The sequence below is a fragment of the Dokdonia sp. 4H-3-7-5 genome, assembly GCF_000212355.1.
GTDB lineage: Bacteria > Bacteroidota > Bacteroidia > Flavobacteriales > Flavobacteriaceae > Dokdonia.
Genome location: NC_015496.1, coordinates 3,248,951 through 3,268,608 on the forward strand (window position 1 = coordinate 3,248,951; position 19,658 = coordinate 3,268,608).

A 19,658-nucleotide genomic window follows, 5' to 3' on the forward strand; every position below is an offset into this window, starting at 1 on the left:
GAATACTAGTTAGTTAATCATTGCAAAATAAGAAAAAACAAGATGCTTACAACACTACCACTGTCGTTCCTTCCACATCGAGTAAAAGCCTAGCAATAATAAAAGACCTGCTGCAGCAAGCTTTGCCCATTGCGGGATAAAGGTTGCGATATCAGGTTTCATCGCAAAAAGCATGACGGCAATTGATGCAAAAATAAGTTTATGAGAATTTCTCATGGTATGTATTGATTAACGTGTAGTTACTAGACGGCAGTAACGTACTATCCTTTCGCTAAAATGGCGTTATTTATCTCTTTAATTAACCCTGGACCTTCATATACGAACCCTGTATATAGTTGTACGAGGGATGCTCCTGCTTCAAGTTTATCCAGAGCGTCTTGTGCAGAGTGAATTCCTCCTACACCTATAATTGGAAATGAATTACTACTCTTCTCTGATAGGTACTTAATCACACGTGTAGAACGATCGGTTACTGGCTTACCGCTTAGTCCGCCGTTGCCTATTTCTGCTAGCCGGGCTTCTGTGGTTATTAATCCCTCTCTATTTACAGAGGTATTACTTGCAATCACACCATCTAGCCCTGTTTCTTTCACAAGCGCTACGATTTCATCTAGTTGCTGGTCATTAAGATCTGGAGCTATTTTAAGAACAATTGGTCGCTGCACCGCATAGGTTTTATTTGCCTGCTGTACGGCTCCTATAAGTTCTTCTAGATAATCTTTATCATTCAATTTTGCATGACTAGACACATTAGGGCAACTTACATTGAGCACAAAATAATCTACTACAGGATGTAATTCGTGAAAACACGTTAGATAGTCTGCTGTATAATCCTCTGGCTTGCTATCGGTGTTTTTACCGATATTTCCACCTATAATAATGTTATGATTCTTGCGAGATTTTAATCGATTTACCGCTTCGGCTACTCCTCCATTATTGAAGCCCATTCTGTTTATGAGCCCTTGATCTTCTTTTAATCTAAACAGACGCTGCTTTGGGTTTCCTGCTTGTGCCTTTGGAGTAACAGTACCTATCTCAATAAAACCAAATCCTAAATCTCCTAGTTCATTAAAAAGCTTTGCATCTTTATCAAAACCTGCCGCTAGTCCTACGGGGTTTTTAAAGGTAAGCCCCAGTACTTTGCGTTCTAGTCGCTTGTCTTCCACCTTACCCATACGATTAAGAAGTCCTGAGAGTCCTAATTTGTGCAATCGCTTTATCCATCTAAAGGTAAAATAATGCACTTTTTCTGGATCAAAGGAAAAGAGAATTGGGCGTATGAGGAGTTTGTACATTTCGGTGGTTTCTGTGGTGCAAAAATAGTCCAAAAAGAGGTATTTTTGAAGCAGAACTGAATGATGATTTTTACGCTTTCGCGAAAGCGTACTCACAACCACCCATTATGATTGATAAAGACGCACTTCTTAAGAGATTTATAAGCTACGTAACCACCTATACCGAAAGTGACCCAAACAGCGACACTACGCCAAGTACTACTTGCCAGTGGGATCTTGCAAGACAGCTTAGAGATGAACTCGAAGCTATGGGAATGAGTGAGGTGAGTATAGATGAGCATGCGTACGTAATGGCATCACTACCTAGCAATGTAGATCACGATGTGCCGGTTATTGGTTTTATCTCACACTTTGATACAACTTCAGATTTTACAGGGAAGGATGTAAAACCACAGATTTGGGAGAATTATGACGGTGGAGATCTTGTTCTTAATAAGGAACAGAATATCGTGTTATCGCCAGAATACTTTGATGATTTAAAGCAATACAAAGGGCAAACTATTGTAACTACAGATGGCACTACGCTACTAGGTGCAGATGATAAAGCGGGTATTACTGAGATTATGGAAGCAATGAAATACTTGCTTGAAAATCCTCAAGTAAAACACGGTAAAATACGTGTAGGCTTTACGCCAGATGAGGAAATAGGTCGTGGTGCTCATAAATTTGATGTAGAAAAATTTGGTGCCGAATGGGCATATACGATGGATGGAAGCCAGATAGGCGAACTAGAATATGAAAACTTTAATGCTGCTGGAGCGGTGGTTACCATAGAAGGTAAAATAGTACACCCAGGCTACGCAAAAGGCAAAATGGTAAATAGTATGTACATCGCTACAGACTACATCAATAGCTTACCAAGACTAGAAACTCCAGAACATACTTCTGATCGTGAGGGATTCTTTCACCTACATGATATTACGGGCAGCGTAGATAATACAACGCTAGAATATATCATAAGAGATCACGACAAAGGACACTTTGAAGCTCGTAAAGAAATGATGATTCAACTTGCAGATGAGCTTAATGCACAGCTAGAAAAAGAAGTAGTGACTGTAGAGATCAAAGATCAATACTTTAATATGCGTGAGAAAGTGGAACCTGTGATGCACATTGTGGATATTGCAGAGGAAGCAATGAAATCGCTAGACATAGAACCACTTATCAAACCTATACGTGGTGGTACAGATGGATCACAACTCTCGTTTATGGGATTACCGTGTCCTAACATTTTTGCAGGTGGTCATAACTTCCATGGGCGATATGAATATGTACCTGTAGAGAGTATGATGAAAGCCGTTGAGGTCATTGTAAGAATTACAGAAATCACAGCACAAAAGAACGCTTAAGACAACGATCGCAATTAGCGAATTTCAAATAACTATCGTTTTATAAATTAGCTCACTTATGAATCCTTCTGCCACTGGCTGGATAAATAAACACTTCCCAAAGCTTCTTGACTATCTAGTTAAGAACCCTATGGATGAGCGTGCATTTTATGATTCGCTACGAGCCAAGGGTTTTATCTATGGACACTCTCTAGACACCTTGCTGGATAGTGAATCCTCACAACTTAAGTGGACGGTACAGGAGAAAACAAAGATTAACCTCTTTGACGCACTTGCTTTTACGTATTACGATACGATTGCAAATGCTAGGCAAGAAGATTGCCTAGAAGCTATCGTTTCATTTTACAGGCAGCTAGATAAAAAGGAACAGTACTTTATTAAAATCCCTTTAGGTAATGAATCTGCGGCTGCTAAGGTGGAAAAGATTATCCATCAGCGAGTGCAGACTAATGAGTCCGCCTTGCAGAAGAGTTTTAGTCATCTTATCACTAATGCTTTAGTGTTTATAGATATTCTAAGTTTTGATCACTACCTCATTACCCAAGCTGATCCCTACGAGTATGCAAAAAATCTAGAGGCTGTTCTTACAGAATCTATATGGCTGGCATTGCAACAAAAAGAAAGTAAAGATGAATATAACAAGCTCCTGATAAAACTATTTGAAAGCTCTGTACGCTATAACGAACTCATAAAGCACACGCATACCAAGGTCTCTGAGATTAATCTCGGGATTATCACAGAACCTCTGGAGCAACAATACCTTCTGGATTTATGTAGTCTATCACTATGGGATGACGAGAAAATCGATAAGCACGAACGCGAATTTATCATGCAGTTCTGTACGATAATGGGTCTTGATGAAAAAGGCTACCTAGATGCTGTGCTTGCTGTAAAAACATTCCTGACGGAACACGGCACAGAGATATCATATCTTAAATACAGTAATCCTATAAAGCATTTTTATAGTCAGACGACTTCTTCTGTGGGTAATCTTATATCACGCAATAGCAATCGCCTTGTGAGAGAAATAAGAGAGAGCCGTGACTTAGTGATTTTACTAGGCCAGTCTACTACGCGAGATTTATCTAAAGAAGAGCGCAAAGTGGTAAAAAAACAGCTACTTGACATTTGCAAGAGCATACCATCATTGGCAGTATTCTTACTTCCAGGAGGCGGATTATTACTACCTATTCTAGTACGGTTAATCCCAACAATGCTCCCTAGTGCTTTTAATGAAAATCTGGAGGATTAAGCAATCCACGTTTTAAAGTCTTTTACACGCTCCCTGCTCACAATAATCTCTTGCTCGCTCCAGGTGTTCAACTTTATTTTTAATCTTGAGTTAGTGTATGCTATGATATCTGCTATCGCATTGATATTGACATAGAATTTCCTGCTTACGCGGAAGAAGGTTTCAGGCTCTAGATCATTTTCTAGCAACTCAAGTGTCGTATCCAGCAAATAGTTGCGACCATCTATAGTACCAGCATATGTTCCTTTGTTTTCACTATAAAAACACTCAATCTCATCTATAGGAATCATTTTTATATGCTGCCCTATTTTAGTTGTAAAACGCTTTTTATACTCACGTTCTACTGCTGTTGCGCCTAGTAACTTACGGATGTCTTCAAAGTTAAGTGACACATCTTGCGCCTTAGGCATGCGCTCTTTATACTTGTTTACTGCTTTTTCAAGATCTTCGTCGTCTATAGGTTTTAATAAATAATCTACGCTATTAAGTTTAAAAGCTTGTAGCGCATATTCATCAAAAGCCGTTGTAAAAATAATAGCACTCTTCACCTCTACTTGATCAAAAATCTCAAAAGACAATCCATCTGAAAGTTGGATGTCTAGAAAAATCAAATCTGGGTGCGTATTCGTTTTAAACCAAGCCACAGCTTCCTCTACAGAATGCAGCATTTCATTTACAGTAACTCCTACTTCGGCAAGCATTCTGTTAAGGCGTCTTGCAGATGGTTTTTCGTCTTCTATAATGAGTACGTTCATGGATTGGCTATTTGATGGTTTTGTTGATGTACGTAAAAATACTAATTCTTTATTCTTGTGTGATAAGTACGCCCTCTTTCCAGATTTTCACTATCGAGTTCATGTTTAATACACCTTCAACAGGAGATTTATCGAGCAATAACATATCTGCTTTAAAGCCTTCTTTTATATAACCTACGTTATTTAGAGAAAACTTATCTGCTGGTAATGAGGTGGCACTCGCGAGCACTGCTTCTATGGGTAATCCCGCTTTCGCGAAAAAAGCCAATTCCTTATACAAATCGCTACCTATATTAATATTGGCATTTGGTGGATCTGTACCTGCTAGAATTGGAATACCTGCATCATATAAACGCTTAACTTCCTTGAGGAGACGCGCTTCTATTTCGGCAGTTTCTTCGGCTGTTTTGTTGTAGTACAATGGCTGAATCAATACTGTGGTAAGTATGGTAGGTATTACAAAGAAGTTTGCATCTTCATTAAGTTGATCGAGCTGTGCTGCTGTAAGAGGCTCATCATTATAAATATGCACGAGACCATCTGCACCGCTTGAGAGTGCATCAAAAGCATCTTGCGCTCGTGACACATGTACAACCGCAATTTTATCTGCTTTATGAGCTTCTTTAATAATAGCCGCTACGGTTGCTTTATCAAGTGTAGCTTTCCAAGGTTCGACAATAATCTTTATGTAATCAACTCCAGCGGCTACACGATCTGCTACCCATTGCGCAGCATCTTCTGGCTTAGAAAGTGTAGGAATAGGAAAACCGTATTGTGTCCCGTGACCGCCTTCTGTGGTAGCTGCATATCCTGCGCGATACAATCTAGCATTCCCAGGAGTATCACGTAGACTAATCATTGTCTCTTGCATGGGTTCCATGCCGTGCATGTCTAGCAAATTGAGAACACCTGCTTGTGCTGCTTCTTGTAGTTGTGGAGCGGCCCATGTATGAACATGAGCATTAGTAAGAGCTGGCATTAAGAACCTCCCAGTGCCGTCTATGGTAGTCTGTGCAGTAAGTGGATTTGAAGACACCTCGCTGATGATTCCGTTGTCTACTTTTACAAATTGATTTGCTAGAATTTCGGTGCCGTTAAATACGGTTACATGTTCTACTACAAAGCTTTGTTGCCCGCTCGCTGAGTAGAAGCCCAGGAATAATAAGACAAATAGCGTACGTATCATGGGTTCCTGTTTTCGCGAAAGCGGTTTGAAAACTCCTCCTCCTCTTGATCCATAAATTCTTGAATCTTGCGATCTTCCCATTTCTTTAATCCTTTAAAGAAGCGGAAGCCTTTAAAAACATAAATCCAATGTACTAGCAGCGATAATCCCCAGAAAAATGGTGTTGTATAACGTACCCACCAAGGTGCATTGCCCAGCACATCGAAATTAAAGAACATCCCCGAGTAGAATAATTGCAGCAGGATGTTTATCACAAGATAAACCGTGAGATGCCTGTAAAATCCTTTCTCTTCTTCTACGCGTTTTTTTGCGCGTTCATATTTACTTGTATTTGATTCCATTATTTCTTGAATAGTGTATTAGACTGTGATTCGTTTTCTTCCTTTTTTAAATGCTCTTGTATCTTACGTTGCTCCCATCCCTTGCCTAAAAAAAAGTTGATTCCATATAGCTTGATGGCTTCTATCACGATACCCAGTAAAGAGAAACCTATTACCCAAAGTACCCACGGATTGCGAAACTCGTTTACATAGTAATTTATAGCTGCAACGATAGCCGAAATGATGATGGCATTAATAATCTTGCCATAAAATTTCTTAACATTTTGCACATGTTCTGTAGCTCTTTGATACTTTTCTTTCTGTGTTTCCATGTTAGTTTATTTAAAGTCTTCTTTACGAATGTACTCATCTATATTACGTTTTTCCCAATCTTTTGAAAAGAAAGGATTCCAGCCAAAGGTCTTTGCAGCATGACTTAGTATCCCGATTCCCCAACCTGCAATAGGAAATATTGCCCAGAAAAAGCCTGTAGTATAAAAGTTTAATACTAAGAAGAAGCATACAAAGATGAGGTAAGTACCTAGGTGTGTATAAAACTCTTTAAGCTCGCTTACTCTTGCTCTTGCTCTATCGTACTTTGTGTTTTCTGTTGATGTGTTCATGATGTTTGTTTTTTTGTTTGATGGTGTAAATATCATATCAAACCTTCTTTTTTTAAAGTAGTACTTACCGAAGTGTAGAAATTCATTACTGAATTGTAAAACTCTCCTAAACTGGTTGACATCCCTTCTTAGAAACCGTATCTTTATGTAAAAAAAGAAGCTATGTTCGGATTATTTAAAAAGAAAAGCGAAGTAGAAAAACTTCAGGAAAAACACAAAAAAATTTTAGAAAAGGCCTACCAACTATCTAAGAGTGATAGAAGTGCAAGTGATAGTCTATATGCAGAAGCTGCAGAGATTGAAAAGCAAATATCACAGCATTCGTAATTTTTAACGCAAATTATTAGCGTATTGTTAAATATTTGTAAAAAAAACTATATTTTAGACTTGCAAACATAAACACTCTAAAATGAAATCCCTATTCTACTCATCGCCAAAATTGAGGCGATTAATGTCTTATCGAAAGAAAGCCATGTGCAACGCAAAAAAATGGAGCAATAAAGATGAAATGGCTAGTCACAGCTACCAGATAATGGTGCAGGTGATTGACCAGAAGCTCTCTGCACTTACTGTTAATAAATAAGCAATAAAGAGTCCATACTCACTAGCATAATAATACGTACCCCACTATATTTGTGAGTATGGAACCTTTTATAGTATCTGCCCGAAAATACCGTCCCACCACCTTTAAAGATGTTGTAGGACAACAGGCTATTACTAACACTTTAGAAAACGCAATACGCAATAACCACCTCGCTCAGGCGCTACTTTTTTGTGGTCCTCGTGGTGTGGGTAAGACGTCTTGTGCACGTATTCTTGCAAAGCAAATCAATACTGACGAGAACACAAGTCCAGATGAGGACTTTGCTTTTAACGTATTTGAGCTTGATGCAGCCTCAAACAACTCGGTAGATGATATACGTAGTCTTATAGATCAAGTACGTATCCCACCACAGGTAGGAAAGTACAAGGTGTATATTATTGATGAGGTGCACATGCTCTCTGCTGCGGCCTTTAATGCGTTTCTTAAAACACTAGAAGAACCTCCTAAGCACGCTATCTTTATACTAGCGACTACAGAAAAACATAAAATCATCCCTACGATACTGTCTCGTTGTCAGATTTTTGACTTCAAGCGTATTACAGTAACAGATGCTCGTAAGCACCTTGTACAGATCGCGATAGAAGAAGGTATTGAAGCAGATGAAGAAGCACTACATATCATTGCTCAAAAGGCAGATGGAGCGATGCGTGATGCCTTATCCATTTTTGACCGCGTAGTAAGTTTTAGTGGTAAAACGCTTTCGCGAAAAGCAGTGACAGAGAACTTAAACGTTCTTGACTACGATACTTATTTCACCACCACAGATTATCTACTTACAAACGATATCCCACAAGTACTGGTACAGTATAATGATATTTTATCTCGTGGTTTTGATGGACATCACTACATAGCTGGTCTTGCATCTCACTTTAGAGACTTGATGGTTTGTAAAAATCCGCCGACGATTCATTTACTGGAAGTTGGTGATACGACTAAGAAAAAGTACTACGAGCAATCACAAAAGACCGATATGGCTTTCTTAATGGAAGCTATCAATATTGCAAATGATTGTGATCTCAAATTTAGAACCAGCCGTAACCAGCGACTTCTAGTAGAACTTTGTCTCATGCAACTTGCCTCTATCACTTTTGATGGAGAAAAAAAAAATGACGGTCCGTTCTTAGTACCTCCTTCTTATTATAAAGTAGATCATACACAGACTGGCGCAGCGACACAAACGCAAACGGCAGTCACTCCAAATAATACTGCAGCTACACAAGCACCAAGTGCTACAAATGCTGCTCTAGTAGCAGCACCTGCTGCGCAAGCTACGAGTACTCCTACTCCAGCAGTTTCTGCTCCTGCACAAACTCCTGTACAAGAAAATACTGTTGCACCAAATGCAGTCGCTCCACAAGCAACGCAAGCGCAAACGCAAAATGCAGCTCCTGTACAAAATACAGCAGCCACACAGCAACCTGCTCCCGTAACACCTCAAGCTTCACCAACAACTCCTAGCGTACCAGAATTATCGTTGCGCAAGGATCGTGTGTCTGGATTGTCACTTAAAGGTTTACAGCGTAAAAAGGAGCTAGAGCTAAAGAAAGCGAACAAAAAAGTAGATGTAGAAAATCTACCTACGGAGCCATTTACAGAAATTGCAATGCAAGCTGCCTGGGCAGAGTATGTAAAACGCCTTCTTGCCAAGGGAGAACGTATTATTGCCTCTAACCTAGAAGCAGATCAGCCGACATTGAATGGGACTACCATTGAACTAGAATATCCTAACGAGACGATGAAAATTGAGGTAGAACGCGCTCAAGGGCCGCTACTTGAATTTTTAAAACGTAGCCTCAACAATTATGATATTACTTTAGGGATTACGGTAAATGAAGAAGTACAGCGCAAATATGCCTATACTGCTCAAGAACGATATGATAAACTACGAGAACACAATCCTGCGCTAGATATTCTCAGGAAAACGTTTGATCTCGACCTATAAAAAAACACGCTATGGAAAATAAAGAAGCTATCCAGATGCTCCACCTTAAATTACCTACGGATCCTCGCTGGGTAAATATTGTAGAAAAGAACATAGAAGAAATACTTACAGACCACGCCTACTGTGAGCAGAAAGCTGCCTCAAGTGCGATTTCCTTTATCATAGGTTTTCCAGAATACACAGAGCTTGTGACTGCGATGAGTGATCTTGCCATGGAAGAAATGAGCCACTTTAAAATGGTGCACGATATCATGGTAGAAAGAGGATTACACTTAGGTCGTGAGCGCAAGGATGCTTACGTACATAAGCTACGCTTCTTCTTCCCTAAAGGAGGATCAAGAGTAGAGAGTCTAGTAAATAGATTACTAGTTGCGGCGCTTATTGAAGGTAGAAGCTGTGAGCGTTTCCGTTTATTGTCTGAAGAGCTTGAAGATAAAAAACTTGCTAAGTTTTATCGCAAACTCATGATAAGCGAGGCTGGACACTACACCATGTTCTTAAACTTTGCGCGCCAGTATGGAGACAGAGCAAAAGTAGATGCGAAGTGGCAAGAGCTGCTAGATTTTGAAAAGCAAGTGATGAAAGATCTTAGTGTTACAGAAACCATACACGGATAGAAGTACGACTAGTATTCTCATATAAAAATAACTTCATATGCGCATACGTATTCTTATCATTTCTTGTCTAGTAATGAGCTGTATCGCTTGTAAGGAGAAAGCTCCTGTGCAAAAACCTACCACACCGTTTGATTATTTATTAGGAGACTGGGAGCGAACTAATAGTAAAGGCGGCAGTGAGACCTTTGAACATTGGAAAACTGTTACTGCTACAGAGCTACGTGGTCACGGTTACTCCTTAGAAGATGAGGATACTGTTTTTAACGAGCGCATACGTCTTGTACAAAGGAAAACGAGTGGCAACTACAGATAAGTGGACCTAATGAAACGCCTACGATTTTTAAGATTACCGAGAATGATGGCAAGTCATTTACGGCTGTAAATCCTGAAAATGAGTTCCCTAAGGTGATTAGATATTCTTACTTTGATGATGTGCTTACGGCAACCATCTCATCAGAGGAAATGGAAATTCCGTTTATATTCTGGCGGGTAGAAGATTAATCTTCGGCGAGGAGGTTGTCTATGATGGTTCTTATACTATCGCTATTCCAGTCTGAGGCGCCTGTTTCTTTTACCACTATATTTCCTTCTTGATCTATAATGTAACTCGTAGGTATCGAGCGTTCAAAAAGTAATTCCGGTGTTTCCATCGCTGGTAGTACTGCTGGGAGGTCTAGTTTTCTTTTAGTCATAAACTTTTTGACTACTTCAGGATCTTCGTTTGTGATGAGCAAGAACGTTATCTTATCTCCATAATCTGCATACAGTTCGGCTATAGATGGTAGTTCGGCTATACACGGTGGGCACCAGGTTGCCCAATAACTTATAAAAGTGACTTTGCCCTTCCCTACGCCTACTTCGGCTGGGATACCTTCAAGCGAGCTTACTTTATAATCAAACGACTGGAGTTGAGTTTGGTCCTTTTTCGCGAAAGCGGACGGAGAAAATATCGCCACCTTCACCTTATTTATTGCCACCTGGATAGGAGTCCTCGTCTGCGGGATAATAAGCAGGAGAATCACAATAATGAATAGTATATTTTGCCAAGTAAATCTTTTTTTCTGAGCCATAGGGAATAAAAAAATGCGTGTGCACGATGAGTCGTACACACGCATTAAACTTACGTTTTTTTATACTTAATTACGAGTAACCGTCACAGGTTCTGATAAGTCAAAACAACCGCTTAGGTCATTTGCATTTGCACCCACCATAAGACCGGTAAGTCCTTCCTCATAACGCAGGTACCAGATAAGGCAAACGCCCGTTCCAGCATCGTCAAAGTTCACGCCCTCTACCGCAGCCAGTGTAGGTGGTAATCCCAGAATCTCTCCTGTATCTGTAGTGATCACCCAGCTATTTAAAGCTCCTACGCTTCCTCCCGTAAGACCTAGCCCGCTTACCATATCTGGTGTCCCGTCTACGGTAAAGGTAAAAGGACCTCCAGTAATTTCGGCAGCGATGGTCTCGTTACGTACTACTTCTACAGGCTCAGAAAGGTCAAAAACTCCCGTTAGGTCATTTGCGTTTGCGCCTACTTCTAGCCCTTCTAGTCCTGGCTCATAGCGTAGGTACCAGATAAGGCAGATTCCTGCTCCTGCATCGTCAAAGTTTACACCTTGAACCGCATCAAGCGTAGGTGGTAATCCTAAAATTTCGCCAGTGTCTGTGGTAATCACCCAGCTTCTCTCTGATCCTACAGAATCGCCCATAAGTGATAAACCGCTCACCATATCTGGCGTACCATCTACACAAAACTCAAAAGGTCCTCCTACGATTTCGGCAGCAAGTGGTCCCGCGTTGCGGTTTACTACTAGAAAGTTAGAGAGCTCAAAATCTCCTGCAAAGTCATCAAGATTTTCACCCGTTGCTAGTCCGCTCAAGCCATCTTGATACGCTAGGTGATAGATGTAACAAGCACCTACGCCAGCATCGTCAAAGTTTACACCCTCCAGCGCTTCCAGCGTAGGTGGGATTCCTAAGATGTTTTTAGAGTCATCTGTTACTACAAAAGTGGTTACATCTCCCGCTAGTTCGCCAGTGAGTGTCACGCCCGTTACCATATCTGGAGCTCCATCTACAAAAAAGGTAAAAGGACCTCCTGCTAGTGTGCCAGCTTCTGGTGTGATTGCGTTTGTGGTGGTATCGTCGTCAGAGTCACACGATACAAGGATAGCTCCTAGAGCGAAGCATCCCATTAATAGTTGCTTTTTCATTATTGATAGTTTTTTTTGATTTATATGGTAAATCTAAAACCATCAATATTGCTTAAATGTAAGCTAGCTTACATTTGGTGATTTTATGCCACTTTTATGCGAATTTCATTCCGAGAAAATTCTAAAAACTGCGTTGCCTTTAGCTCGTTCATAATCGCATTAAGCGTAGGTCGTGAGGTGCCTATGAGACTCGCAATATCTTTTTGAGTGTAGGGATGTTTGATCACGGTATCTCCCGTATTTGGGCAGCAGTAGCCATAATCCTCGGCAAGCTCATTCATAAATTCCTTTACACGTGTGGTCGCATCTTTAAAGAGTAGCAAGTCCAGACGGCGTTCTAGCTTTTTAAACCGTATCCCGAGAAATTTATACACCTTAAGACTAAAAGTGTGATTATTGCGCATTAAGTCCTGCATCTGGCATACTGGCACAGGGCATACCGAAGTTTTTGCATCTATAGACTGTGCAAACTCACTGCGTGACTCCTCCCCTAGTATTGCCTTCTCGCCAAAGAGTTCGCCCTTAGTAAGTATCGCCCGCACCACCTCCTTACCATCCTCTGCATAGTAGCCCAGCTTTACCTTACCCTTCTCTATCAAGTACACCTTATTTGCCGCATCCTCCTCAAAGTAAATAAAGTCCTGCTTCCCGTATTGTGAGAAGTTATGCCGCTTTCTATACTGCCTTGTTTTATGGGGACACAACACGCTAAAAACATTTACATCTTCAAGAAACCAGATTTTTGACATAGCGCGTGTAGGAATTAATTGTTACACATCTGTCGGCAGCTCCTCTGTAACCTTACAGACAGTAGGCGTTTATAGCACCGTTGATGTAGCACGCTTTCGCGAAAATGTCTCGCATTATATCCAGATACTTTTATAAGTAATATCGTTAGTGGGTGGTTTTTACAGCGTGACTGCTGCCGAAATAGTATCTTTAATACCCATGAATCACTTCCCACTCACCACCGAACGGATCACCCTACGCCCTATCACGATTGAAGATCTTGATGTGATACACAACTTGCACTCGTTACCAGAAACAGATGCATATAATGTACTTGGCATTCCTGAGAACATCGAAGCAACCAAAACTGTTATCACACCCTGGATAGCAGATAACCAGCAAGAAAACATCACAAATCACACCCTTGCCATGGTGCGCAGCGAAGACCATAAATTTATAGGACTCTACGGACTGAAAATAGGCAGCCCAAAATACCAAAGAGCCGAAATCTGGTATAAAATACACCGCGACTACTGGAACAACGGCTATGCTACCGAAGCAACGCAATGCATTCTCAATTTTTGTTTTGACAGCCTACACCTACACCGCGTAGCTGCTGGCTGCGCAGTAGAAAATACGGGTTCTTATAAAGTATTAGAAAAAGTAGGCATGACCAGAGAAGGCAGATGCAGACAGATACTCCCACTAAGCACTGGCTGGGCAGATAACTACGAATATGCCATCTTAGAAAGTGATCTCCGCAAGCTCTAAATATCACAGCGCATTCTCTCCCTATTTGCAAGAAAAACTACTTATTTTAAATTATTTGGCTCAAAATGAGGTTTACCGTATGGAGGTTTGGATTTGAGGTGGTAGATTAGTGGTTTGCTTGTAATCTATATTGATTTACAGCAGTAAATGGTAATCTATTAAAGCTCTTTTATGAACTGATATTCATTGGTTTGTGGTTTTGGTTTTGGTAGATTACTTGGGTATAGAACTTGTAAAATAACAAACGCAATCAATAGAATGAAAAAACTGAATTTAATTTATCTAGTTTTAATTGGCTTATTAATTTTCACAAGTTGTTCAAGTGATGACAGTGATTTAAATAACACAAATGAAAGTACAATTGAAGTAACTATTAATGGAACTGACTATTCTTTCAATACTTTCACAGTCGTTAAGCATTTTGAAGGAACGGCAAACGATGATCAATTTCCAGATTATTTCACAGTAGAGGCCAGAATTAATAATCAATCAGATATAATAATTGATTTTGATGTAGAATTAGGCTACACAGGAGATTCTTTTGATGGTACTATTATAGGAGAATTTAATCTTAGAACAAATTCCAATAGCAACACATGCGACTATTTTGGAGTAAATATAGATCATCCTATGATTAATGTAACGGTAAACAATGAAGATGAATTTATTGCGACATTTTCTTTTACCAATAATTATGGAGGAGGATGCGGCAACGATTCAATTTTTGGAGATGAAGTATCTTATACTAATGGTTCAATTTATATAGATTTATAATAGAAGTCTTAAATATTAGATTGCTTGAAAATACTCATTGTTTTAAATATTTCAACAACATAAAGAATGAAAATAAAAAGTAAAAATCCTTTTTTACGCTTCAATATTGAAGGTTCAGACTATTTAGAAAGACCGGTAAATCAATATGAAATGATTGAACTTAGAAAAAGAGCACTTATTTTCATTCTAGATTATAGTTTGCTCTTCGCTTTTATATATCTAACAATTCATTTTGTAAAGATTTTTACGCCAGAAATTCCAGACAGTATTACCTACATAACTATTGCTTTTTATTCTATCGTTTTTATTTCTATAGAATATTATTTTGATGGCACAATTTTCAAAGTGCTATTTAATATTAGAAGTATGAATACAAAATGTGAGAAATTGGGAATTCATATTTTCATAATCAAATTTTTATTGAGACCAATCGCATTTGCTTTCGCTTTGATATATTTAAAGTTTTGCTTTGCTATTCTACTATGGCTTTTTGGAATTTACAAACCTTTATTTAAGTTTTTAAATGGTAAAATGGATTCTATATGGTATGATGATTTTATAAAACAAATTGTAACAAAAATTCCAAACCATAATGGCTGATTTAAAGAAAAATAGAAAGCCTGGATATTTTTTTAAATGGCTATCCATAATTATCATTTTTTTCACTTTATCATTAAGCTTAAGCGCAGTCGTTGTTAATAAAGAGATTGAGGCAAATAATGAACATATAATGATTCCTTTATCAAATTATCTAGGATCGTATCATTTAGACGCTGAGATCAATGAAATTGATATTGATTTCATTTTAGATACAGGAGCTAGCGAATCAATAATTTCTAATAACATAATGGCTCAAATACAAAGAGTATCAAATGATAACATCACACATCTAGAAAAGAGCTATTACATATTAGCCGATGGTTCGCAGGTTTATTGTGACAGAATAAATATCAAAACAATGAAAATTGGAAATCACATTATACAAAACGTGATTTTTGGAATAATGCCTAATGAGACTGATAATTTATTAGGGAAAAATGTATTGGATAAATACAAAAGATGGTCTGTAAATAAAAACTTAAATGAGTTAACACTAGTCGAGTAATTATTTCAAAGCTTGTTTAAAACAGAGCGATTCTCCGATAAAAATAGCTTATTCAATAGTAAAATTTAAAAATTGGGCTTTGGTTTCATCTGAATTTAAATAGCTAATCTACGATCTACTAGACATATAAAAAATCGTTGACAATAATATTAACAAAAGAAATATATTAATGATAAATTATGCTATTGAAAATTTAAAAGAACAGATATTTCATTCAAAAACTAAAGAATACTTTGAAGAAGTAATACAAACTTTTTACACTGATTGTTATAGGTCTTCTGTTGTGATGCTTTATTCTGTTGTTATTTGTGATCTTGTTTTTAAACTTGAAGATTTAAGAGATGTTTATGCTGACGTTGTGGCCAAAAAAATCCTTCTTGAAATTGAAAAAATTCAAATAGAAAACCCAAAATCATCAGATTGGGAGAATAAACTAGTTGATTTAATAGGTCAAAGAACCTCAATGCTTGAATTTTCAGATATTGAAAATATAAATCAATTACAAAAACATAGACATCTATCTGCCCATCCAGTATTAAAACAGACATCAATTCTATTCAAACCTAGTAAAGACAATGTAAAATCTCACATTCGAAATATGTTAGAAGGTGTTTTAATAAAACCACCTATTCTATCTAAAAAAATATTTAACGAGTTAATCGTTGACATAGCAGAAAATCAATACCGATTTTCAGATAATAAGGAGTTAGAAAGGTTCTTAAAAGCTAAATATTTCAAAAATTTAAGACAGGAATCACTGAACGACATATTTAAAAAGCTTTGGAAGTTCGTTTTCAAAACTGACAATGATGATTGTAAAAATAATCGAGAAATTAATTTTAGAACACTTGAAATAATTATATCTATTAATATTATTGAAATTATTAGAGCTATAAAAAATGAAGAAAGTCATTATGACAATATTTTAAGAGGAGAGCCTACCGAATACTTAATTAAATTGCTCTTTAAATTTCCTAAAATTTATAAATCATTAAGTGATCTAAATCAAGCATTTGTAGAATTTGAAATCAAAAACTCGTTTGATTTTATATTATTAAGCTGGTTTACTTATGACTCATTTTCGGAATACATTCTTGATGTTACCAACCAATATAAAGAAGCTTCGTCATTTATAATTAATCATAATTATTTAAAAATGGTTGAAGATTTGGCAAAAGATTATAATTTGAAAAAAGAATTTTTAGATTTATGTATCGTTATTTTTTCTAAAAGTAAATCGTTTGATAATTCTGACAATAATTTCTGGTATGGAATTGAAACATATTTAGACGATTTTACAAATGAACAGTTGGTTTCAATTGTAGAGGCTATAAACAACAATTATCAAATTCATAAAAGAAATGCAACGTCTCGTGATAGTAGAATAATAAAAGAAATCCTAGACCGAAAACATCCAACATTTGACTATTCAAAATATCATAACTTTTAACAAATACTATTGCTGACACCGAATATTAACATAGCGCGAGTCTTTGCTAACAAGAATGTTCGGGCATTTTTAGAAATTCGCTAAATTTTGAAATTTAGCTGATTGAGAAAAAAAATATAATAAGAAAAATTTAAAGATTCGGCTTGTGTTTAATCCGAAACGATAGCGTCTTTTTAGCACGCTACGTTTCATTTACAAAACCGTTGTAGGTAATGCAAATTACTCATATGAAGAAAATAAAAAAAGAAGATTATAATAAAATAACCAACCTTTATATGAGACAAAATTGGCTAATGGGCAAACAAGATGAACTTCTTGAATTAGTAGATTTTTGCGAGAAAAAGGAAAGTAAAGATTTAGTATTCTCTTTACTTGATAGGTTTAATTATCTAAATAATGAAACATTACTTGTTTTGCTAAACAGTATCTGTGAATATATAATTGATACTGCAAAATTCAAGGCTGAACGAACCCAACTTTTAGCAATGACTTGGGACGATGAAGCTGATAGCGGACAAAAAGTTTTAGATTTAATAAAAATGCCTCTATTCCAAAAAGAATGGAAAGGATTTAAAACTGTCAATAGAGTTGGCAAGAGTGGTAAATATGTAAAAAAAGGAAGAACTCAAATAGTGTTGATTGATGAATTTATTGGGAGTGGACAAACCTTAAGGGGAAGAATAGATTATTTAAAAAAGAACATTCCGGATGATTTTGAAATAATAACTTGTTTTATAGCTGGTACAAAAGATACAGTGGAAAAACTGGAAAAAGAAGGCATTAGTGTTTTCTGTGCTCTTCAGCTTGATAAAGGTATTTCTGAATTTTATAAAAATGATGATTTAGATAGGGCTGAAGATTTAATGCTTGACCTAGAACTAAAATTAGCCCAATGGATTAATGAAAAAGAATTATATAAATATTCTTTCGGATATGGTAATGCCGAAGCTTTGTATACAATGGAAGGTTGTAATGGAAATACCCCAAATTCAGTTTTTCCTATATTTTGGTGGTTATTCAATGTAAAAGAGCAAAAGAGAAGAACATTATTAACAAGATATGAAACAGGATTTTAATTATGGAACTTGAAAATAAAATATTAAAAGATTTATTTGAAAGCATCGATGGTCTTTACGCCTATACCTTCTATTCAAGATATAAAATTGAACCAGACGAAATAATAAAATTCATTTCAAAATATCAAGAAAAGGGAGTTGTGACTTTTGACGACAATAAAATAAACTTGTCAAAAGAAGGTAGAGAGATAATTTTGAAACAACAATTTCAGCCTAAAACGGCAGGAAATAAATTTGCTAATATTCCAAAAGAATTTTTAGCTAGTAAATTAAAAATAAATGAACCATATTTGCCAAACATAAATGATGTTTCGGCAGATATTTTATTAAATAAAAAGGTGGTATAGAAACTAGCATTAAGGAAGTGTAGTCGCTTCCGAAGGTTAAGGCTAATTTTAACCTTGAGCATAACAAATGAATGAAAAATTCATTTGTTATGCTCGCGAACTGGGCAGAGCCCAGATTCGCGCACACAAACTAATGTTTTGTGTCGCGAACAACACAAAACATTAGTTTGTGTGAAAGCTGAAGAATAGAAAGTAGTTCTCACCACCTTTTTTATTAAAATTATTATGTCGAATAAAGAAACATTTAATAAATGGCAGTCTTACCTTGAATCTAGAAGAGTGCAAGAAGATGTAAAAGAACAATATCTATCTTACATCAGAATTCTATTAGATAAAAATGTACCTATTATTTTTACTTTTGACCACTTAAGTCTTTTACTTGGTAGGTCAAAAAATTATCTTGCATCAGTTGTGAACTCACCTGACAATCATTATCGTGAATTTAAAATTAAAAAAAGAAGCGGTGGATTCAGAAAAATAACCACACCTTTTCCAGCTCTTCTTGAAATGCAATATTGGATTTACAATAATATATTAAAGAAAATACCAATACACTCTTCTGCACACGGTTTTACACATAAAAAATCTATAATTACAAATTCTAAAATCCACGCTGGAGAAAATCATCTTTTAAAAATTGATTTAAAAGATTTTTTTCCTAATATTGATATAAATAGAATAATTTTTATTTTTAAAGAGTTAGGATATCCAAATATAATAGCCTTCTATTTAGCTCAAATATGTTGTTTTGACGGAACACTACCTCAAGGTGCACCAACTAGTCCTATTTTAAGTAATATAGTTACTAGAAGATTTGACAAAAGATTAATTCATTTAGCTAAAAAATTTAATTTAAAATATACTCGTTATGCTGATGACTTGACATTTTCTGGCTCAACGATTTCAGCAATCTTTATATCTTATGTAAATGATATTGTGATTGATGAAGGGTTTGTAATAAATGATTCCAAGACTAGATTGTATCAAAAAAAAAGCAAAAGGATAGTAACTGGTATTTCTGTGATAGAAAAAGAAATAAAAATACCACGAAACTATAAAAGAGATTTAAAGCAAGAATTACATTACATCTTTAAATTTGGTTTGAAATCTCATATGTCAAAAAACAAAATAAGAAAAGCTAATTATTTATTTGTGATTTTAGGTAAGGTAAACTTTTGGTTATCTGTTGAACCTAAAAACGAATATGCATTAGAGGCAAAAACAAAACTGAAAGAACTGATATAAGCACT

General features: G+C 36.7%; 25 protein-coding genes. 15 read left to right on the forward strand and 10 right to left on the reverse strand.

The window, feature by feature from the left end; all coding sequences use genetic code 11:
• Window positions 1-54: 54 nt before the first annotated feature.
• A complete protein-coding gene (locus tag KRODI_RS15625; RefSeq protein WP_013752348.1) occupies window positions 55-216 on the reverse strand; it encodes a hypothetical protein in 162 nt (53 codons plus the stop codon).
• 44 nt (window positions 217-260) lie between these two features.
• Window positions 261-1,295: a quinone-dependent dihydroorotate dehydrogenase gene (locus tag KRODI_RS14360; protein WP_041295730.1), complete on the reverse strand. Its 1,035-nt coding sequence runs from the start codon at window positions 1,293-1,295 to the stop codon at window positions 261-263.
• Window positions 1,296-1,402: 107 nt separating this feature from the next.
• Between KRODI_RS14360 and pepT the strand changes: the two genes are divergently transcribed.
• Both pepT and KRODI_RS14370 read left to right on the forward strand, forming a co-directional pair.
• Window positions 1,403-2,644, forward strand: coding sequence for a peptidase T (pepT, locus tag KRODI_RS14365; protein ID WP_013752350.1), 1,242 nt, complete (start codon window positions 1,403-1,405; stop codon window positions 2,642-2,644).
• A 58-nt stretch (window positions 2,645-2,702) separates the two neighbouring features.
• Window positions 2,703-3,896, forward strand: coding sequence for an LETM1-related biofilm-associated protein (locus KRODI_RS14370; protein WP_013752351.1), 1,194 nt, complete (start codon window positions 2,703-2,705; stop codon window positions 3,894-3,896).
• Here the strand turns inward: KRODI_RS14370 and KRODI_RS14375 are convergent.
• From KRODI_RS14375 to KRODI_RS14395, 5 genes are read right to left on the reverse strand one after another with little or no spacing between them, the layout of a single operon-like run.
• On the reverse strand, window positions 3,893-4,651 hold the full coding sequence (locus tag KRODI_RS14375) for a LytR/AlgR family response regulator transcription factor (RefSeq protein WP_013752352.1): 759 nt from the start codon (window positions 4,649-4,651) through the stop codon (window positions 3,893-3,895). The genes KRODI_RS14370 and KRODI_RS14375 overlap by 4 nt on opposite strands.
• Window positions 4,652-4,700: 49 nt before the next feature.
• A complete protein-coding gene (locus KRODI_RS14380; protein ID WP_013752353.1) occupies window positions 4,701-5,837 on the reverse strand; it encodes an amidohydrolase family protein in 1,137 nt (378 codons plus the stop codon).
• Entirely contained in the window at window positions 5,834-6,178 is a 345-nt protein-coding gene (locus tag KRODI_RS14385; RefSeq protein ID WP_013752354.1) for a 2TM domain-containing protein, read from the reverse strand. The genes KRODI_RS14380 and KRODI_RS14385 overlap by 4 nt, the downstream gene beginning before the upstream one ends.
• A complete protein-coding gene (locus KRODI_RS14390; protein ID WP_013752355.1) occupies window positions 6,178-6,489 on the reverse strand; it encodes a 2TM domain-containing protein in 312 nt (103 codons plus the stop codon). Before KRODI_RS14390 ends, KRODI_RS14385 begins: the two co-directional genes overlap by 1 nt.
• A gap of 6 nt (window positions 6,490-6,495) precedes the next feature.
• Complete coding sequence (locus KRODI_RS14395; RefSeq protein ID WP_148236011.1) at window positions 6,496-6,780, reverse strand: 2TM domain-containing protein; 285 nt, start codon at window positions 6,778-6,780, stop codon at window positions 6,496-6,498.
• 162 nt (window positions 6,781-6,942) lie between these two features.
• Here KRODI_RS14395 and KRODI_RS15545 point away from each other — a divergent pair, with 162 nt between their 5' ends.
• The 5 genes from KRODI_RS15545 to KRODI_RS14415 all read left to right on the forward strand — a co-directional run bounded on the left by KRODI_RS15545 (window position 6,943) and on the right by KRODI_RS14415 (window position 10,256).
• Window positions 6,943-7,107 (forward strand): Lacal_2735 family protein, encoded by a 165-nt coding sequence (locus tag KRODI_RS15545; protein ID WP_013752357.1) that lies wholly within the window; start codon window positions 6,943-6,945, stop codon window positions 7,105-7,107.
• An 82-nt stretch (window positions 7,108-7,189) separates the two neighbouring features.
• The gene (locus tag KRODI_RS15630) at window positions 7,190-7,363 is read left to right on the forward strand and encodes a hypothetical protein (RefSeq protein WP_158307017.1); all 174 of its coding nucleotides are present in this window, start codon (window positions 7,190-7,192) and stop codon (window positions 7,361-7,363) included.
• 58 nt (window positions 7,364-7,421) lie between these two features.
• On the forward strand, window positions 7,422-9,326 hold the full coding sequence (locus tag KRODI_RS14405; RefSeq protein WP_013752358.1) for a DNA polymerase III subunit gamma/tau: 1,905 nt from the start codon (window positions 7,422-7,424) through the stop codon (window positions 9,324-9,326).
• Window positions 9,327-9,361: 35 nt separating this feature from the next.
• Window positions 9,362-9,943: a tRNA-(ms[2]io[6]A)-hydroxylase gene (locus KRODI_RS14410; protein WP_041295959.1), complete on the forward strand. Its 582-nt coding sequence runs from the start codon at window positions 9,362-9,364 to the stop codon at window positions 9,941-9,943.
• A gap of 37 nt (window positions 9,944-9,980) precedes the next feature.
• Window positions 9,981-10,256 carry a hypothetical protein gene (locus tag KRODI_RS14415; RefSeq protein ID WP_041295731.1) on the forward strand — a complete coding sequence of 92 codons (276 nt, stop codon included), beginning with the start codon at window positions 9,981-9,983 and terminating at the stop codon, window positions 10,254-10,256.
• 184 nt (window positions 10,257-10,440) lie between these two features.
• On the opposite strand, the gene KRODI_RS14420 is transcribed toward KRODI_RS14415, so the two are convergent.
• From KRODI_RS14420 to KRODI_RS14430, 3 genes are all read right to left on the reverse strand, one after another.
• The gene (locus tag KRODI_RS14420; RefSeq protein WP_041295960.1) at window positions 10,441-11,013 is read right to left on the reverse strand and encodes a TlpA family protein disulfide reductase; all 573 of its coding nucleotides are present in this window, start codon (window positions 11,011-11,013) and stop codon (window positions 10,441-10,443) included.
• 66 nt (window positions 11,014-11,079) lie between these two features.
• Complete coding sequence (locus tag KRODI_RS14425) at window positions 11,080-12,156, reverse strand: hypothetical protein (RefSeq protein WP_013752361.1); 1,077 nt, start codon at window positions 12,154-12,156, stop codon at window positions 11,080-11,082.
• Between the two features lie 83 nt (window positions 12,157-12,239).
• On the reverse strand, window positions 12,240-12,905 hold the full coding sequence (locus KRODI_RS14430; protein ID WP_013752362.1) for a Crp/Fnr family transcriptional regulator: 666 nt from the start codon (window positions 12,903-12,905) through the stop codon (window positions 12,240-12,242).
• A gap of 199 nt (window positions 12,906-13,104) precedes the next feature.
• Here KRODI_RS14430 and KRODI_RS14435 point away from each other — a divergent pair, with 199 nt between their 5' ends.
• The 8 genes from KRODI_RS14435 (at window position 13,105) to KRODI_RS14470 (ending at window position 19,653) form a co-directional block, all read left to right on the forward strand.
• Window positions 13,105-13,656 (forward strand): GNAT family N-acetyltransferase, encoded by a 552-nt coding sequence (locus tag KRODI_RS14435; protein WP_041295961.1) that lies wholly within the window; start codon window positions 13,105-13,107, stop codon window positions 13,654-13,656.
• A gap of 258 nt (window positions 13,657-13,914) precedes the next feature.
• On the forward strand, window positions 13,915-14,430 hold the full coding sequence (locus tag KRODI_RS14440; RefSeq protein ID WP_013752364.1) for a hypothetical protein: 516 nt from the start codon (window positions 13,915-13,917) through the stop codon (window positions 14,428-14,430).
• 66 nt (window positions 14,431-14,496) lie between these two features.
• Window positions 14,497-15,030: a hypothetical protein gene (locus KRODI_RS14445; RefSeq protein WP_013752365.1), complete on the forward strand. Its 534-nt coding sequence runs from the start codon at window positions 14,497-14,499 to the stop codon at window positions 15,028-15,030.
• The gene (locus KRODI_RS14450; RefSeq protein ID WP_013752366.1) at window positions 15,023-15,535 is read left to right on the forward strand and encodes a retropepsin-like aspartic protease; all 513 of its coding nucleotides are present in this window, start codon (window positions 15,023-15,025) and stop codon (window positions 15,533-15,535) included. The genes KRODI_RS14445 and KRODI_RS14450 overlap by 8 nt, the downstream gene beginning before the upstream one ends.
• A 169-nt stretch (window positions 15,536-15,704) precedes the next feature.
• Complete coding sequence (locus tag KRODI_RS15190) at window positions 15,705-16,985, forward strand: hypothetical protein (RefSeq protein ID WP_013752367.1); 1,281 nt, start codon at window positions 15,705-15,707, stop codon at window positions 16,983-16,985.
• A 227-nt stretch (window positions 16,986-17,212) separates the two neighbouring features.
• Window positions 17,213-18,061, forward strand: a complete 849-nt coding sequence (locus KRODI_RS14460; RefSeq protein ID WP_148236012.1) for a hypothetical protein — start codon at window positions 17,213-17,215, stop codon at window positions 18,059-18,061.
• 2 nt (window positions 18,062-18,063) lie between these two features.
• Window positions 18,064-18,408 (forward strand): hypothetical protein, encoded by a 345-nt coding sequence (locus tag KRODI_RS14465; protein WP_013752369.1) that lies wholly within the window; start codon window positions 18,064-18,066, stop codon window positions 18,406-18,408.
• A 225-nt stretch (window positions 18,409-18,633) separates the two neighbouring features.
• A complete protein-coding gene (locus KRODI_RS14470; protein ID WP_013752370.1) occupies window positions 18,634-19,653 on the forward strand; it encodes a retron St85 family RNA-directed DNA polymerase in 1,020 nt (339 codons plus the stop codon).
• Window positions 19,654-19,658: the final 5 nt, after the last annotated feature.